This window comes from Streptosporangium sp. NPDC002721, from assembly GCF_042888905.1.
Lineage (GTDB): Bacteria > Actinomycetota > Actinomycetes > Streptosporangiales > Streptosporangiaceae > Streptosporangium.
On record NZ_JBIAQI010000068.1, the window covers coordinates 1 to 15,335 of the forward strand.

Here is a 15,335-nt window from a genome sequence, read left to right on the forward strand (position 1 = left end):
TTCGCACTCGAAGGATCACGCGATGGCCGTCCTCATTTCACGGCGCCACGCCTGCTACCTAGGGAAACTCGTACACCACCTCCGTGGACGCAACCGCCGAACCTCCTGTCGTACACGCGTCTGCTGCCATCCCCGATGGCCCACTGCCAAGTCCACTGACAACTCGCGTGCCGTACTGACATCTGCAAAGGCTCCAGACAACCAGTGTCTGGGGTTACCGAACTTGAGAGTGAGGTACCGCTCCCACCTGCGCACCATCAATTAGATGACTGTCTAACTAGAGCAACCGAACGTCATTCAAGGTGATAGTACGATCCGAACCCGATTCGATTGCCCCTTCGATCGTTTCTCCGGCATCTCTGCTGCGAGAGGGAGGAATATCGCGGCTGGTGTCGCCGGGCATGGTAGGGCGTTCTCGGTGGCGAAGAGCTGGGGAGACGCCCTTCGTCGTACACCCGCCCAGGAACGGTGGGTGTTGAGGTGGGCGGTGAGTTTGCGGGTGAGGTGGTGGGCGTCGCGGCCCACTCCGCGCAGGGTGTTGGAGGCGGGGGTGCGCTGCCATTCCAGGCCGAGAAAGCCCAGCCCGGGATGGGTGGTGGACAGACCCCGGTCATGGCGCGGGTGGCCGCGCTCATCTAAGGCGCCGAGCTCGTTCAGGTAGTCGAGGTTGGGCCGGTATCCGGTGGTCAGCAATATCGCGTCGACGGGTTCGCGCTGCCGTCGGCCCACACCACGTCGTCTTCGTCGAGGCGGGTGAACATCGGGCGCCGCTCCAGGCGGCCCTCGCGTAGTGCCTGGCGGTAGGTGCCCTCGCCCAGGACGGAGACGGTGGGCGGGGTGGTGACCAGGCGGGCGGGCAGGCGGTCGAAGCCGGTGACGGTGAACCAGAAGTGCAGGTCCTTGCCCAGGGGGCGTTGGTCGACGAAGCGGATCGGCGTGCGGGTGGCCAAGGTCACCGTGTTGGTCTTGGCGAGTTCACAGGCGATCTGCACGGCCGAGTTGCCGGCGCCGACCACGACGACGCGCCGGCCCGCGTACGGCGGGGGGTCGGTGTAGGCGGCGGCGTGCAGGACCTGGCCGGTGAAGCCGTCGCGGCCCGGCAGGACGGGCAGGTGAGGGCGGTTGAAGGAGCCGCTGGCGGCGATCACGGTGGGTGCGTTCAGTGTGCTGCCGTCGGCGAGGTGGACGGCGAAGCCACCCCTGCCCCGGGCGCCGCGGTGAGTATCGGCGTGGGCGTCGGCTTCGACGGCGGTGGCGCGGGCGCCGGTGCGGATCTCGGCGCCCCCGCGGCCGAGATCGCGGGCGTAGCGGGTCAGGTAGTCCACGACCTCGTCGCGGTGCGGGTAGCGGTCGGGATCGCCGCCGAAGGCCAGGCCGGGCAGGGAGCTGTAGCGGGCGGGCGAGAACAGGGTGAGGCTGTCGTAGTAGCGCCTCCAGGAGCCGGTGGCCTGGTCTGTCGCCTCCACCCATCTGGCGACGTTGCGCGACGGCGGGGTGCTGAGTGCCCGGCGGGAGTGGAAGACGGTCTACTACCGCGCCGACCCCACCCGGATCGGCCAGACGCTGAGCGATCTGCAGACCAGCCTGCGGGCCTGCTGCCCGCCCGACATCTGCCCCCCGGGCACCACCTGCGGGTGAACCGTGCTCCCCGGCCGACCCACACCAGTCGATCTACCGACGTGCGCGTCCTAACCTGGGGTGCGTTCCAACAGTCGCCTGGAAATGCAACACCTGGCTGCCCACTCAGCCAGGCCGCCAGGCGGCTCAGCCTTTGATGAAGCGGCGGGTGATGTAGCGGCGCACCGGCGGGAGCGTGGTCAGGCGTAGTGGCAGCTGGGTCAGCCACAGCAGCAGCGGGCTGGTGGGGGCGTAGACGCCTTTGACGCGGCGGCCGAGTTTCTGCTTGCGTTCGGCTTCGGGCCGGATGGCCGCCTCCCACGCGGCCAGCGCGGCGGGCACGTCGCCGGGGTGGGCGGCCAGTTCGGTGCCGAGGCGGTCGGCGCCGCCGACGGCCAGCGCGGAGCCGTATCCGGCGAACAGGGTGACGCACCAGGCGGCGTCGCCCAGCAGGACCACCCGGCCTTTGCTCCAGGACGGTGCGACGACCTGGCTGATGGTGTCGAAGTAGACCGAATCGGCCCGTTTGAGTCCGGCCAGGGCTTCGGGGATGACCCAGCCGAGGTCGCCGTAGACGCGTTGCAGTTCGGTGGCAGCGTCCTCGCCGGGGCGGGCGTGGCTGGTGCGGTAGCCGAAGAAGGCGACGTTGCGGCCGTCGGGGACGCTGATGAAGGCGGCGGTGCGGCCGCGCGAGGACAGGGTACCGGTAGCTCCGGTGGCGATGGTGGCGGGGCGTTTGTCGAGCATGTAGACGGCGACCTTGTGTTCCAGGTCGAGCAGGAAGTCCTCTTCCGGGCCGAACAGCAGCGCGCGGGTGGCCGAGTGCAGGCCGTCGGCGCCGATCAGCAGATCACCCTCCTCGATACTGCCGTCGGTCAGGGTCACCCGTACGGCGCGGCTGTCCTGGTCGACGGCGGTCAGGGTGGTGCCGAAGCGGATTTCGGCGTGGCCCTCGACCTTCTCGTACAAGACGGCTTCGAGGTCGCCGCGCAGGATGGTGATCGAGCGGGGGCCGGTGGTGGCGAGGATGGTGGCGCGGTCGAGGGCGAAGCGGCGTTCGCCGTTCGGTTTGTGGTAGACGAGTTCAACGGTGATGAAGCCCTTGTTGAGAAGGTCGGGCAGGATGCCCATGCGTTCGGCGGCGTCGTAGCCGATGCCGCCGAAGGTGACGGCGTAGCCGCCGCCGCGCCGCGTCGGGGCGCGTTCGACGATAAGGGTGTCCCAGCCGATCTGGTGCAGGCGCAGGGCGGCGGCCAGGCCGGCGATGCCGGCTCCGATGATGATGGCGCGCATGAAGGTCGTGTCTTCCTTAACGTGAGAGGTGCTCGAGCAGCCGCTGCTCGGCGGCGGCGTCGAGCCAGGTGTCGGGGGAGGGCGCGTCGGCGCGGGGGACCGGGTCGCCTTCGACCTGCAGCCAGGCCCAGGTGTCGGCGAGGGTGTCGCGCAGCGGGCGGGTGGTGAGGCCTTCGGCCAGGGCTGCGCTGACGTCGGCGTCGTGCATGCCGCTCGGCGCGCTGCCGCCCGGCATGCGGAGCCCGAGCTCCATGCCGAGCGGTAGCCCATACCGGCCGAGCAGTTCCGGCGGCGCCCACACCAGTTCGGTGTCGAAGCCGGTGACCTGCAGCGCCGTGGTGAGCAGGTCGCCGACGGTGATCGCGCCGGGCGGGCCGGTCATGGTGAAGGCGCCCGCCAGGCCGCGTTCGGCGGCCTGAAGCATCCAGGTGGCCAGATCCCGGACGTCCAGGTACTGCAGCGCCGTCTGGGCCGGAGCGGGAACCAGGACGCGCCCGCCTTTCTCCAGACGGCGCAGCCACCACGGGATGCGGCCGACGTCCTCGTACGGGCCGAGGATCATCCCGGCTCTGGCCAGCAGCGCCGCCTCGGGGAAGGATTCCAGGACGGCGAGTTCGCCGCCGCGCTTGGCGGCGGCGTAGTCGGCATCGCCGGTGCCGGCGGGGTCGCCGTCGACCAGGGGTGCGTGCTCGTCGGCGTACGCGGGCCAGGGCCAGCGGTGCACGCCGCGGCTGGAGACGTAGCCGTAATGACCTGTCCGGCCGGCCAGCAGGCGGGCGGTGTCGCGCACCACCCGCGGCGCCCAGGCCCAGGTGTCGATGACCGCGTCCCACTCCCCGTGGCCCAGCGCCAGCCGTACGGCCTCGGGGTCGGTGCGGTCGGCCAGCAGCGCCCGCACACCGGGTGCGGGGTCGCGGCTGAGGCCGCGGTTGAGGGTGCTCACCTCGTCGCCGCGCTGCAGTGCGGTCTCCACGACGGCGCGGCCGACGTGATGGGTACCGCCGAGAACAAGCAGTTTCATGACGCTCCTGGAATGAGGGGCAACCAGAGGGCTGAGGGGTGCTGGCGGTCGTGGAAGATCTCGTGGTCGGACACGCGCAGGTCCCGCCCGGTCGCGAGGGGTTGCCCGGTGCCGGGATTGCGGCCGAAGCGTGGGTGAGCGCCGCTGGAGACCTGCAGCCGGATGCGGTGGCCGCGCTTGAACCGGTGGGCCATCGGCCACAGGGCCACCTCGACCGTCCGGATGTCGCCCGCCTCGCGCAGGCGCACGATCCCATCGCGCCCCAGGTGGCCAGCTCGCCGCCGAACCATGGCTGGGCGCGCAGCCAGCTCAGCGTTCCGTCGCCGTCGGCCGGGTCGATGACGAAGCCGTCGAAGCGGCCACCGGATCCGGCCGTGCCGCGCAGGCTCTGGTACAGCACCTGGTAGCCGCGCTCGGCCAGCAGGGCCGGGAGCCGGTCCAGGGCGCTGCCGCGGCCGTACGGGCTGCGCAGCAGCACCAGCGGCCGACGCCGGCCCGCCGGGTAGTAGTGCGTGGCCAGCAGTCGCACGCCATCGGCGGCCGGAATCTCCACGTTGCGCCGCACGCACACCCGGTGCCGGAGAGCGGGGCACACCCCGTACAGGCGGCTGAGCAGGGTCATGGCCGGTCACCTTCCTGGCGACGTAGATGAGCTGTCCCATCGCCGACCAGGCTTCCCGGCACACCGTCGAACCTCTCGGGAGAGGCCGATACGAGGACTATACCCACTTTTCAGAAATTTCTGAACATTCAGAGTATTCGGTATCCTATTTCTCCCAAGGAGGAGAGCGTGTGAACGACCGGCATGAGCAATGGCAAGCGGCGGAACGACTGGCCCTGACCCTGACCGAGGGCGGGCTCCAGCGCATGGCCGCGCGCACCCTGTCGTTCTTCCTGTTCACCGACCAGGACAGCGTCACCGCCGGCGAGATCGCCGAGCGGCTGGAGGCCAGCGCGGGCTCGGTCTCCGGTGCGATCAAATCCCTGCTGACGGTCGGCCTGATCGAACGCCTGCCCTCACCCGGTAGCCGCCGCGAGCACTACCGGCTCCGCGATGACGCGTGGGCCATCCTGTTCACCAGTCAGAACACCGTCATCCAGGCCATGCTGCAGGCTGCGGCCGCCGCAATCGCCACCACCGATGAAGGCGATCTCGCCCATCAGCGCCTGGCGCAGATGCACGCCTTCTACGACTTCCTGCTCGGCGAGTTGCCCGCCCTGCTGGACCGTTGGCACCAGCAGAGCGGCTGACCCCAATCCGGCCGATTCTGCCTGGCCAGGGCCGATGCGCATCATGTCGGAGCTTTATCGGGACCCGGGTTTCATTCTACTTCTGACCTGGGGCGATGCAGTGTGGACAGTGGCGTCGACGACGATCACGGAGTTGGCCTGTCGACAAGGTCCGGCGCGTTCGGCGAAAACGCGCTCCGGCGTGTCGCAAGTTGCGATCTGTCCCAGGATCTCGTCGGCGCGGCGCTCGCCAGGTGCTCGGGCGGATGCGTCGCGGAGTTGCGGGTTGTCGGCTTGCAGCCGGTGGACATGCGTTGTGGAGACCTCCAGGCGGCGCGGCAACGAGGGTCAAAACCCAGAGGATGAAAGGTGAGGCCGCCACCATCTGGTGGACAACCGGCGGCGCTGTTACTGTCGTCATCGGAGCGCCGGGAAGTCTGGTCGGCAATGTCATAGCGGACCGGTTCGTGGAGGCGCCCCGTGGCGAACAGCCCTGCCATTGTCGTCAATGGCCTGACCAAACACTTCGGCAAGGCCCGCGCCCTGGACGGGCTCGACCTCACCGTACGGACCGGCGAGGTCCACGGCTTCCTCGGCCCGAACGGCGCGGGCAAGACCACCACCCTGCGCATCCTGCTCGGCCTGCTACGCGCCGACGCCGGCCACGCCGAACTGCTCGGCGGCCACCCGTGGCGCGACGCCGTCGGGTTGCACCGGCGGCTGGCCTACGTGCCCGGCGACGTCGTGCTGTGGCCCACTCTGTCGGGCGGCGAGGCCATCGACCTGCTCGGCCGGCTGCGCGGAGGCCTCGACCGGCAACGCAAGGCGGCGCTGCTGGAACGCTTCGACCTCGACCCCGCCAAGAAGGGCCGCGCCTACTCAAAGGGCAACCGCCAGAAGGTGGCCCTGATCGCCGCGCTGGCCTCCGAAGTCGAGCTGCTGTTGTTCGATGAGCCGACCTCCGGTCTGGACCCGCTGATGGAGGCCACCTTCCGCGAGGTCGTCGGCGAGGAACGCGCCCGCGGCCGGACGGTGCTGCTGTCGAGCCACAGCCTGTCGGAGGTCGAGGCGCTCTGCGACCAGGTCACCATCATCCGCGACGGGCAGACGGTGGAGACCGGCACCCTGGCCGGACTGCGCCACCTCACCCGCGCCACCATCGACGCCGAACTCGACCATGTCCCCGACGGCCTGAACGATCTGACGGGCGTGCACGGCCTGACCGTCAGCGGCTCCCCACTCCGGTTCCAGGTCCGCTTCCAGGTCGACGGCGAACACCTCCAGGCGGTGCTGCGCCTGCTCACCGACGCCGGTGTGCGCGCACTGACCTGCCGGCCGGCCACCTTGGAGGAGCTCTTCCTGCGCCACTACCAGGCCGCAGCATGAACGGCATGAATGGCATGACCGGCACGCTGACGCTGGTGCGGCTGGCGCTGCGCCGGGACCGCGTCCTGGTGCCCGTCTGGATCGTCGTGATCGCCGGTCTCATCACCGTCAGTGCCTCGGCCATCGCCGAGTTGTATCCGCAAGCCGGCCAGCGCATCGCGCTGGGCGTCACCATCGGCGCGGCCCCCGCCCTGCAGGCGCTCACCGGACCGGTCTTCGACGCCACCTCGATCGGCGGGCTGACCGCGTGGCGGGCCACCACCATCGCCGCGGTGCTGGCCGCCTTGATGAGCACCCTCGTGGTGACCCGGCACACCCGCGCCGAGGAGGAGACCGGCCGCGCCGAGCTGGTCGGCTCCTGCGCGGTGGGCCGCCAGGCGGTCCCGGGCGCGGCGGTGCTCGTGGCCGCCGCCGCGAACGTGCTCATCGCCCTGCTCGTCACAGTGGGCCTGGCCGGCCAAGGGCTGCCCGTCGCAGGTGCGCTGGCCTTCGGCGCGGCGGTGGGCGGGACAGGCTGGGTGTTCACCGGCGTCGCGATCGTCGCCGCCCAGCTCACCACGCATGCGCGCACCGCCAACGCCCTGGCCTGCGCGGTGCTCGGGGTGGCGTTCCTGCTGCGGGCGCTCGGTGACGCCGCGAAGGTGGAAGCGCTTGCCTGGTCGTCCCCGCTGGGGTGGGCGCAGCGGGTGCGGGCCTTCGCCGGCGAGCGCTGGTGGGTGGTCGCACTGCTCGCCGTCACCGCCCTGGCGCTGGTGGCCGCGGCGGCGCTGCTGGCCAGGCGGCGCGATCTCGGCGCCGGGCTTCTGCCGTCGCGCCCGGGCCTGCCGGAGGCCCGCCCGTATCTCGCCGGTCCCTTGGCGTTGGCGTGGCGGTTGCAGCGCGGTGGCCTGCTCGGCTGGGCGATCGGCTTCGCGGTCGCGGGCGTGCTGTTCGGCGCCCTGGCCCACAGCATGGGTGACATCGTCGGCGACAACCCGCAACTGGCCGCCCTCCTGGCGCAGCTCGGCGGCACCGACGCGCTGACCGACGCGTTCCTGACCGCCGAGCTGAGCATGCTGGGCCTGGTCGCCGGCGGTTACGCGGTCCAGGCGACGCTGCGGCTACGCGATGAGGAGTTGGCGCTGCGGGCTGGACCGGTCCTGGCCACGGCCGTGACCCGCCGCCGATGGAGCCTCAGCCACCTGGGCGTCGCCCTGGGCGGCAGTGCCCTGATCCTGTCGGTGGGAGGGCTGGCGGCCGGGCTCGCGCACGGCCTGCGGATCGGCGAACCGGCCGCTCAGGCCGCGCGCATGCTGGGTGCGGCGCTGGTGCAGGCGCCCGCTGCCTGGACCCTGGCCGCGATCGCGATGCTGTTGTTCGGGCTGCTGCCCCGGCTGACCGCGCTGGCGTGGGCGGCCTTGCTGGCCTTCGCCCTGCTCGCCCAGCTCGGCGAACTGCTTCAGCTGGACGACTGGGTCATGAACCTGTCTCCCTTCGCCCACGTCCCGCAGACGCTGAGCCAGCCCGTGGACGCCGGTCCGCTGCTGGGTCTCGGCGTGGTCACCGCCGCGCTCCTGGCCGCCGGGATCACCGGCTTCCAGCGACGTGACCTGCAGGAGGGCTGACGGTTCGCTCTGTCTTTGGGCTGCTGCCAGATCCTGGGAGGAGGGGAACGAGCGTCCAGAGCAGGCGTGCCGGTCGATCGGGCGGTGTAGCCGCCGCTCTTTCACCGGGCCGGGGCTTGGTGCGAGAGCCGAGCGCCACGGTGCGTCGACAGGTCGACGTGCCCTTCAGACACTATGGGACCGGGCTTAAGAGAGACCGGGTTTGAGGCGCTGCGCTCTACCTCCTGTCAGCCTTGCGAGGCAGACAGCCGGATGATCATCACGGGTGGGGCGTCACCTGCTCGACGCAGCCGGTGACGGCCGCGATCTCGCGCCCACGATCAGCGACGCATCCACGCGTTCGGCAGCTTCGGCAAGACCCCGGGCACCTGACACGCCCGCCTGCCCGCGCTCGCACCGTCTCCGGGCGGAAGGTGCCCGGCGATGTCAGCGGCTAACCAGTCACCCGTTGCCGCGACCCGCCGGTCCCTGACAAGCGCGATGCTGGTGACCGTCTGCGCCCTGGTAGCGGACGTGGCTCAGTACTGCGTGGCCGAGGACGGCAGGTGCGGCGGCCGCCAGCGCCAGGTGGCGTTGCCGTCAGCGGCGATGCCTCGACGCCAGAGCGAGGCGGGCGTCAGCCGGATCATGCTCGTCAGGCCCCGGTGCAGGGCGGGGGAGGTGGTACGGCGCCCGTCGGCGCGGGCGCCCCGCGCGGTGGCCTGAGTGCGCGGGCGGCGTTCAGTGTCGTAGCGGCGCAGCGCGGCCTCGACCGTCGGTTCACCGGTCAGGGCCGCGGCGAGCACGACCGCGTCCTCCAGGGACTGCCCGGCGCCTTGACCGCGGTCGGGGCTCATGGCGTGCGCGGCGTCGCCGAGCAACGCCACCCGGTCGCGGACATAGGCCGGCAACGGGTCCAGGTCGCAGATGTCGATGTGGATCACCGCATCGTCCGGGGTCGCTGCGATCAACGCCGGAATCGGCTGATGCCAGGTGGTGACCCGGCGGGCGACCTCGGTCTTTTCCTCGGTGTAGCGGATCTCAGGGTGTTCGGCGGCAGTGACGTAGGCCCAGTAGGCGCGGCCTCGGCTGATCGGGTGGATGAGGAGGTAACCGCCGGAGCCCATGGTGATGCTGCCGGGCAGTCCGTCGGCGGCGACGGCGTTGGCGATGCCCAGCCAGGCGGTACGCCCCAGAAAACGCGGTGCCGGCGCCTCCGGCCACAACAGCCGGCGCACCGTGCTGCGGATGCCGTCCGCGCCGATCAGTAGATCGGCACTGGCCTCCCCCCCGCTCCAGGTCACCGTCACCTGGCGCTCGGTTTGCCGGATGCCGGTGACCTCCGTGCCGGTGCGCACCCAGCCCGCGGGCACCGCCTCCAGCAGCACGCGATGAAGGTCGGCACGGTGGAAGGCGGTCAGTGGCGTCGGGTCGCCGGGACGGGCCTGCTGCAGGTAGCGGCCGTCCGGCAGGCGCAGGTTGGCGGCGGAGTAGGTGGGCACCCCGGCCGATCGGGCCTGCTCGCCCACACCGAGCGCATCCAGCGCGCGCATCGCGTTCGGCGCCTGGGACATGCCCGCGCCGATCTCACGCACCTCGGCAGCCCGCTCCAGGACGACGGCCCGCCAGCCGATTCGATGCAGCGCGACGGCGGCGGCCAGGCCACCGATGCCGCCGCCCACCACGATGGCCTGTCTGGTCACGACTTCTCCTGCTCGGTTCCGGTGTTCAGGGATGGGGCGTTGTCGAAGATCTTGGCCATCCAAGCGAAGGCGGCGTGCGCCTGGCGGACTCGCGCGGCCCGCTCGTCGTCCGGACCGGCCAGTTCCACGCCGTCACGGGTGATTTCCAGGAAAGAGGTGATCGAGGCGATCTGCCGCTGCACCACGACCGCCCAGGCGTCCTCGGCCATCCGGTAGTAGACGGTCCGATCCCCCGGCCGTGTCCGCCAGGTCAAAAAGCCCATGCTCGTCAGCAGCCGCAGGTTGGACGTCAGCGACGCGCGACTGGCACCGATCGCCTCGCTGATCTGCCCGGCCGACTGCTCGGGCGGGTCGCAGATCATCAGCCAGCCCAGCACCCGCCCCGCGATCGGCGGCACGCCGTCGCGCGCCAGGTACATGGCGACGCGCTCCACCCACTCCAACAACGACTCCTCGTCACTCAATTCGTCCCACCTCTCCGCACTTCAGCCATTTCAGTATGAACTAAAATAGCTGTATGTGGCAAGGAGTCCCTGCGGCGGGCTCACCACGAAGCACCTTCCAGCGCAACACCGCCCGAGCATGGGCGGGAGGTGGACCGGCTGGGCATGCCGGTCCACCTCTATGAGCCGCTACGCCTTGGAGGTTGTGTCCAATGATGTGCTCGGCACCGCCAGTGGTGGTGACCCAGGCCGTGGATCGACTGGTCGATGGAGCACCACTTGCCCACGTCCTGTCGACCCCCCGGGACATCGGCGTCGGCCTCGCGCTGCCGCGGCCCGGTCCCGCCCATGTGCCGAACACCCTGCGCGGGCCGCTCGGGCCGGGGAGTCTATTCTCGGCTGTCCGGCACCGTCGTCATCGTCTTGGCCTTCGCCTACCGCCTGGACTGCGGGGAATGCCGAGGTACCCCTCAGCCGCCCGACAGCTTCTCCAGGCGGGCGACGGCGGTGGCGACACCATCTTCGGTCGCCAGATGTCCGGCGAGCGTGTGTGCGGCCGGGGCAAGGTCGGCCGCGGCGGTGATGGCGGCGGCGAGCCGCTCGGGCCGGAGCCGGCGCGGCAACGGGGGCGCGGCGACGCCGAGGCGGTGCAGGCGGGCGGCCCAGAACGGCTGATCGCCCAGGAACGGGCGGACGACCTGCGGGACGCCCGCGCGCAGCGCCGCCGCCACCGTACCGACACCCCCATGGTGCACGACGACCGCCATGTGCGGCAGCAGCCAGTCGTGCGGCACCTCCTCGATCACCAGGACGTCGTCCGTGTGCCGGCCCGGCCGTAGCGCGCCCCAGCCGGTGGCCAGCACCGCCCGCCGGCCCGACATCCCGATCGCCTCCAGCACCGTGGCGGCCAGCGCTTCGGGATCGCCCCCGACCGAACTGCCGAAGCCGACGTATACCGGCGCTTGCCCGTCAGCCAGGAACCGGGCCAGAGGTTCGGACGGTGCCCAGGCGGCCTCGGCGGGCATCGTCCAAAAGCCGGTCGGGTGGGCCGCGGCGGGCCAGTCGGCGGGGCCGGGCAACAGGTGCGGGCTCCACGCGTGCAGCACTTCGCCTTCGCGCACCAGGTCGAACATCGACCGGAAGGCGCCCGTCAGGCCCAGTTTCTCGCGGCGCCAAGCCCGTACGGTGCCGCGGTAGGGGGCCTCGATAGCCGAGGTGATACGCCAGCTCGCCCGGTTGAGCACGGGCGGCACCCGTACCGGCAGGATCGGCGAGGCGAAGGCGGAGGTCGGCAGGTACAGCGGCAGCAGCAGGCCGGCCAGGGCGGGCACGCCGAGCTTCTCGGCGACGTACGGCCCGCCGAGCGACTTGGGATGGTAGACGACCACGTCGAACTCCCGCGGGGTGGCGAGCGCGGCCTGATCATCCAGCAGGCGGCGCAGCATCGGCGTGACCGAACGGGCAGCCGTGATGGCCGCGCGCACCCCCTGGCCCTTGACCGAGCCCTGCAGGCCGAGCATCTCGTCGTCGAGCGGCGCGAACTCCACGCCGCGCGCTGCGGCCAGGGGCGCGAAGCGGCGGGGCGCGGCCAGCAGCGGCCGGTGCCCGGCGGCCAGCAGCCCACACGCCAGAGCCAGGTACGGCTGGACGTCGCCGCGGCTGCCCACAGTGATCAGTAACGGTCTCATCGCCGGTCCTTCAGCTCGTCCCACTCCTGCAGCAGGCGCGGGAAGCGGTCCATCATGAACGCGTACATGTCGCGCATGAGCTCAAGCCGCCGCCGGCGCTCCGGATCGTCGCCCACCGCCTGCAGCCCCTGCTCCGCCAGCGCCCGAAAACCCTCGAACTCGGCCATCTTGGCGCGAAACGCGCGAGCGAAGACGTCCTCGGCCAGCCGGTAGCGGTCGCGCCGCCCGCCTCGCACCCGAAAGCGCTCCACCAGCCCCGCCTGCTCAAGCTGCCGCAGCGCGACGCTCATGCTGCTCTTGGCCACGGCCAGCGCCTCGGCCAGTTCCGGCGCGTCGGCGTCGCCGGTCTCGGCGACCAGCAGCCAGCCCATCACCCGCCCAGCCGTGCGACTCAGGCCGAGCCGCTCATAGAACAGCCCGGCGTCTTCCACGAAAGCATCCACCATCATAAGATGAATGTATCGGATTGTTCGGATAGATCCGAACAATATGTACGCCATTCCCAGCCTGAAAGTGGCGGAGCCGGTCCGCTTGCGCCGATCACCAGGTGCGCCACCGACATCGCCTTCGCCCTGGCGGTGCTGGCCGTCATCGGCCGGTTCCTGCCGACCGCGCTACGCACCTTCCTGCTCACCTTGGCCGTGGTCGACGACCTGGTGGCCATCGTCATCATCGCGCTGTTCCACACCGAGAGCAGCCTGTACACGACCTACGTGGTGATGACCGGCGTCAGCGGCAGGCCCCAGTCGAGGGCCCGGACGGGAAGCCGACACGCCGCCCGCAGTTCACGTCAGCCCACGCGCATGCTGCGGGTGAATGGAACGGCGAACAGGGCCAGTTCGCAGAGCGTGGTGATGATCTCGTCGTCCGGTCGTAGATGTACCAGGCCAAAGGCGCCTCACCCACCAGGAAATCCGCCGGCGGGAACAGGGCCACGATCATCAGGGTCGTCTGGTTGACGAGGCTGGAGACCAGAACGGCCGGTAGCGGGAGCACCGCGAAGGAGGGAGTGACAGATCCCATGGGTGCGGCCTCCACCAGTCGACGACTGAGACGTTGCCGACCAGACTTCCCGGCGCACCGCTTCAAAGGTAATAGGTGCCGCGAATGATTGACCGTGCAAACATTGCATAAGGCATCAATCTGTTATCGTGACCACTGGTGTGCCGGGAAGTCTGGTCGGCGAGTCTGTTAAGCGACCGCCCTGGAGCCTTTCGATGTCCGACCGCCTCGACGTGACCGTCTCCGAGTTTGTGATCATCGGATACGCCGTGATTCTCCGTGTGGAGGGCGACATCACAGCCGTCAACTGCGCCACCGTGCAGCGTGGCCTGATCCATGCGCTGGCCCTGCAGCAACCGTCCCACATCGTGATCGACCTGACCGAATTGCGCTCGTGTGACTCTCACGGCCTGGCGGCCCTGATCGGCGCTGACAAGTACGTCCGGGAGACGGGCGGCAGGATGATGCTCGCGGGAACCAACGACCCCGTCCGGTGGGAGATGCGGCGGCAAGGTCTGGCCGGCATGTTCGTGTTCAGGGACTCCGTCGGGCAAGCCGTCGTCGAATTGAAGATGGGGGATCCGGCCTGACCTGTCGGATTCAGTATCCGGGCCAGCCCAGCGGGTGGGCGTCGACGGGAAGCTCCCCGCCCGCCTCGTTGAACGCCGCCATGGCGGCCACCAGGGCGTGGCGCTGCTGCGGCGACAGCCGTGACACGATCTTCTCGATCTCGGCGGCCCGGCACGCGGTCACCTCGTCGACGACACGCCGTCCCTCGCCGGTGAGGCGGATCAGGCTCTCGCGCCGGTTGCGGGGATTGGCGGCGCGGACGATGAGGTTCGCGTTTCCCAGCCGGTCGGCCATGCGCACGGCGGTGGACGGGTTCACACCCAGCGCTTCGGCCAGGGTCACGAGCTTGGCCTCGCCCCGTCCGGCGAGCACGACAAGCATCCGAAACTGCGGAAGCGTGACGCTCTCGCCGACCGAGCTCAGCGAACGGGCGGCGATGGCGACCAGCAGTCGCGATCCCGTCAGCACCGCGGAGACGACCGCCGCGAGGTCCTCTCCGCCGACATTCTGCTGCTGCTCTGCCATGCCAGTAGTTCTACAACCTTGCCGGGCCGCGATGTCACCTCACGCATGACGACCGCCTGCCTTCTGTGTCCCCGGCGGCCGACGCCGTACGCGACCGCTTGGTTTATGCCCCCGGGTTGCGGTCGGTGATCCCGCGGTGGATCTTCATGGTCAGCCGGTGGGTGAGTCCCCATCGGGATGAACGCGGTTCATCCACCGGCCCAGGTGCCGGCGCCGGGCGCCGGGAGGTGTCCGGCAGGCGATCTCGCAGATCAGCCGGGTGCCCGGCGGGGCGGCGAGCTGGGCGATGCCATCGGCGTCGGCCACCGGATCGAGGTGATCGGCTCCCACGACCAGCAGCAGGCGCACGTTGCCGGCATCACCGACCCCGCCCCGCGCGGCGGACACGGCCGCCCGTGCGCTCTTGGCTTGATCGGCCGATAACAGCCGGTAGGACCAGGCGGTGACGTCGGCTGTGCGGTCCGGCTCGGGGGCGATCCGAGTGGGCAGTGCCCTCATCCTCTGATCCCTTTGCCACCTGTTGTCACCTGCGCTCGACGTCACTGATCGGCCCGTTCACGTCAACGTTCCGCCCGGCCCGGCCGGTTCCCGCGCACCGGCGCCGTAGCGGTCGGGGCGGCTCGATCCTGGCGGCCGCCCTCGCGGGGTTGGCGGGTCAGTGGCCGCCGGAGTTGCGGGTCTGTCCAGTAAACGACTCTGGCTCACTTTCGGTGGTGACGGACCGTGATAGTTCGTGTCGGTCCATGGCTATCTCGGGGCGCTGTGCCACCGTGACATCGGTGTGATGTAGAGGGTCTTTCGGGGCTGGTGTTCCCGCGGCTGGTCGGTTTGGTCGTCGGCAGTGTCCAGCTCGGCGCCGGGGCGATCGTGGTGCATGTCACGTCCACCGGCGCGCCGGTGGCGTGTCCCGGCTGCGGAGCGCTCGGGCGGGTGCACGGATATGTGGATCGGCAGTTGGCCGACCTTCCGGTCGGTGGCCAGCGGGTGCTGGTGCGGTTGCGGTTTCGGCGGCTGAGGTGCGCACAGATCGGGTGCGCACGGCAGACGTTCCGGGAGCCGCTGCCCGAGCCGGCCGAGCCGTATCAGCGTCGCACGATCGCCTTGACCACACAGGTGGGGGCGGTGGCCCTCCTTGGCAGGCTCAGGTGAGACATCGAGGGAGATAGCCTTCTGAGCTGCAAGTAGGGCGAGACAGGACCATTAACGATCGTGACCTTGACTGTTGCCGACCTGAGTGTCGGTGTGCGTGATGATGAAACCGTGAGTTCGGAGCC

Annotated in this window: 16 protein-coding genes and 2 pseudogenes; 7 read left to right on the plus strand and 11 right to left on the minus strand. The window is 70.4% G+C overall.

Annotated features, from left to right (window positions below; genetic code table 11):
- Positions 1-686: 686 nt before the first annotated feature.
- Entirely contained in the window at positions 687-1,466 is a 780-nt protein-coding gene (locus ACFYWM_RS44115) for a flavin-containing monooxygenase (protein WP_389927709.1), read from the minus strand.
- Between ACFYWM_RS44115 and ACFYWM_RS44120 the strand changes: the two genes are divergently transcribed.
- Positions 1,444-1,638 carry an ArsR/SmtB family transcription factor gene (locus tag ACFYWM_RS44120; protein ID WP_389927711.1) on the plus strand — a complete coding sequence of 65 codons (195 nt, stop codon included), beginning with the start codon at positions 1,444-1,446 and terminating at the stop codon, positions 1,636-1,638. The genes ACFYWM_RS44115 and ACFYWM_RS44120 overlap by 23 nt on opposite strands.
- A gap of 126 nt (positions 1,639-1,764) precedes the next feature.
- On the opposite strand, the gene ACFYWM_RS44125 is transcribed toward ACFYWM_RS44120, so the two are convergent.
- The 4 genes and pseudogenes from ACFYWM_RS44125 to ACFYWM_RS44140 all read right to left on the minus strand — a co-directional run.
- Positions 1,765-2,910 (minus strand): FAD-dependent monooxygenase, encoded by a 1,146-nt coding sequence (locus ACFYWM_RS44125; protein WP_389927714.1) that lies wholly within the window; start codon positions 2,908-2,910, stop codon positions 1,765-1,767.
- 16 nt (positions 2,911-2,926) lie between these two features.
- Positions 2,927-3,931 carry a reductase gene (locus tag ACFYWM_RS44130; RefSeq protein WP_389927716.1) on the minus strand — a complete coding sequence of 335 codons (1,005 nt, stop codon included), beginning with the start codon at positions 3,929-3,931 and terminating at the stop codon, positions 2,927-2,929.
- The gene (locus tag ACFYWM_RS44135; RefSeq protein ID WP_389927749.1) at positions 3,928-4,299 is read right to left on the minus strand and encodes a CocE/NonD family hydrolase C-terminal non-catalytic domain-containing protein; all 372 of its coding nucleotides are present in this window, start codon (positions 4,297-4,299) and stop codon (positions 3,928-3,930) included. The genes ACFYWM_RS44130 and ACFYWM_RS44135 overlap by 4 nt, the downstream gene beginning before the upstream one ends.
- A pseudogene (locus tag ACFYWM_RS44140) lies at positions 4,203-4,553 on the minus strand (CocE/NonD family hydrolase); the annotation flags it as partial. The gene ACFYWM_RS44135 and the pseudogene ACFYWM_RS44140, both read right to left, overlap by 97 nt.
- A 170-nt stretch (positions 4,554-4,723) precedes the next feature.
- Between ACFYWM_RS44140 and ACFYWM_RS44145 the strand changes: the two are divergent.
- The 3 genes from ACFYWM_RS44145 (at position 4,724) to ACFYWM_RS44155 (ending at position 8,151) form a co-directional block, all read left to right on the plus strand.
- Positions 4,724-5,182: a GbsR/MarR family transcriptional regulator gene (locus ACFYWM_RS44145; RefSeq protein ID WP_389927719.1), complete on the plus strand. Its 459-nt coding sequence runs from the start codon at positions 4,724-4,726 to the stop codon at positions 5,180-5,182.
- Between the two features lie 459 nt (positions 5,183-5,641).
- Positions 5,642-6,547 carry an ATP-binding cassette domain-containing protein gene (locus ACFYWM_RS44150; RefSeq protein WP_389927722.1) on the plus strand — a complete coding sequence of 302 codons (906 nt, stop codon included), beginning with the start codon at positions 5,642-5,644 and terminating at the stop codon, positions 6,545-6,547.
- On the plus strand, positions 6,544-8,151 hold the full coding sequence (locus ACFYWM_RS44155) for an ABC transporter permease (protein ID WP_389927725.1): 1,608 nt from the start codon (positions 6,544-6,546) through the stop codon (positions 8,149-8,151). The genes ACFYWM_RS44150 and ACFYWM_RS44155 overlap by 4 nt, the downstream gene beginning before the upstream one ends.
- A gap of 518 nt (positions 8,152-8,669) precedes the next feature.
- On the opposite strand, the gene ACFYWM_RS44160 is transcribed toward ACFYWM_RS44155, so the two are convergent.
- The 4 genes from ACFYWM_RS44160 to ACFYWM_RS44175 all read right to left on the minus strand — a co-directional run bounded on the left by ACFYWM_RS44160 (position 8,670) and on the right by ACFYWM_RS44175 (position 12,407).
- Positions 8,670-9,833, minus strand: coding sequence for an FAD-dependent monooxygenase (locus ACFYWM_RS44160; protein ID WP_389927728.1), 1,164 nt, complete (start codon positions 9,831-9,833; stop codon positions 8,670-8,672).
- Positions 9,830-10,297, minus strand: coding sequence for a transcriptional regulator (locus ACFYWM_RS44165; protein ID WP_362506111.1), 468 nt, complete (start codon positions 10,295-10,297; stop codon positions 9,830-9,832). The genes ACFYWM_RS44160 and ACFYWM_RS44165 overlap by 4 nt, the downstream gene beginning before the upstream one ends.
- Positions 10,298-10,746: 449 nt before the next feature.
- Positions 10,747-11,964 carry a glycosyltransferase gene (locus ACFYWM_RS44170; protein WP_389927732.1) on the minus strand — a complete coding sequence of 406 codons (1,218 nt, stop codon included), beginning with the start codon at positions 11,962-11,964 and terminating at the stop codon, positions 10,747-10,749.
- Positions 11,961-12,407, minus strand: a complete 447-nt coding sequence (locus tag ACFYWM_RS44175; protein ID WP_389927735.1) for a GbsR/MarR family transcriptional regulator — start codon at positions 12,405-12,407, stop codon at positions 11,961-11,963. Before ACFYWM_RS44175 ends, ACFYWM_RS44170 begins: the two co-directional genes overlap by 4 nt.
- A 108-nt stretch (positions 12,408-12,515) precedes the next feature.
- Between ACFYWM_RS44175 and ACFYWM_RS44180 the strand changes: the two are divergent.
- Positions 12,516-12,683: pseudogene (locus ACFYWM_RS44180) on the plus strand (Na+/H+ antiporter NhaA); the annotation flags it as partial.
- A gap of 432 nt (positions 12,684-13,115) precedes the next feature.
- Positions 13,116-13,556 (plus strand): STAS domain-containing protein, encoded by a 441-nt coding sequence (locus ACFYWM_RS44185; RefSeq protein WP_389927739.1) that lies wholly within the window; start codon positions 13,116-13,118, stop codon positions 13,554-13,556.
- 10 nt (positions 13,557-13,566) lie between these two features.
- Here the strand turns inward: ACFYWM_RS44185 and ACFYWM_RS44190 are convergent, their stop codons facing one another.
- Positions 13,567-14,061, minus strand: coding sequence for a MarR family winged helix-turn-helix transcriptional regulator (locus ACFYWM_RS44190; protein ID WP_389927742.1), 495 nt, complete (start codon positions 14,059-14,061; stop codon positions 13,567-13,569).
- 150 nt (positions 14,062-14,211) lie between these two features.
- Positions 14,212-14,559, minus strand: coding sequence for a hypothetical protein (locus ACFYWM_RS44195; protein WP_389927744.1), 348 nt, complete (start codon positions 14,557-14,559; stop codon positions 14,212-14,214).
- 309 nt (positions 14,560-14,868) lie between these two features.
- Here ACFYWM_RS44195 and ACFYWM_RS44200 point away from each other — a divergent pair, with 309 nt between their 5' ends.
- Positions 14,869-15,210 carry a transposase family protein gene (locus ACFYWM_RS44200; RefSeq protein WP_389927747.1) on the plus strand — a complete coding sequence of 114 codons (342 nt, stop codon included), beginning with the start codon at positions 14,869-14,871 and terminating at the stop codon, positions 15,208-15,210.
- Positions 15,211-15,335: the final 125 nt, after the last annotated feature.

Excerpts from the sequence above, each read along its gene's own strand:
- ACFYWM_RS44125 (WP_389927714.1), bottom strand. The coding sequence starts at position 2,910 with ATGCGCGCCATCATCATCGGAGCCGGCATCGCCGGCCTGGCCGCCGCC.
- ACFYWM_RS44130 (WP_389927716.1), bottom strand. The coding sequence starts at position 3,931 with ATGAAACTGCTTGTTCTCGGCGGTACCCATCACGTCGGCCGCGCCGTC.
- ACFYWM_RS44155 (WP_389927725.1), top strand. The coding sequence starts at position 6,544 with ATGAACGGCATGAATGGCATGACCGGCACGCTGACGCTGGTGCGGCTG.
- ACFYWM_RS44170 (WP_389927732.1), bottom strand. The coding sequence starts at position 11,964 with ATGAGACCGTTACTGATCACTGTGGGCAGCCGCGGCGACGTCCAGCCG.
- ACFYWM_RS44190 (WP_389927742.1), bottom strand. The coding sequence starts at position 14,061 with ATGGCAGAGCAGCAGCAGAATGTCGGCGGAGAGGACCTCGCGGCGGTC.
- ACFYWM_RS44195 (WP_389927744.1), bottom strand. The coding sequence starts at position 14,559 with ATGAGGGCACTGCCCACTCGGATCGCCCCCGAGCCGGACCGCACAGCC.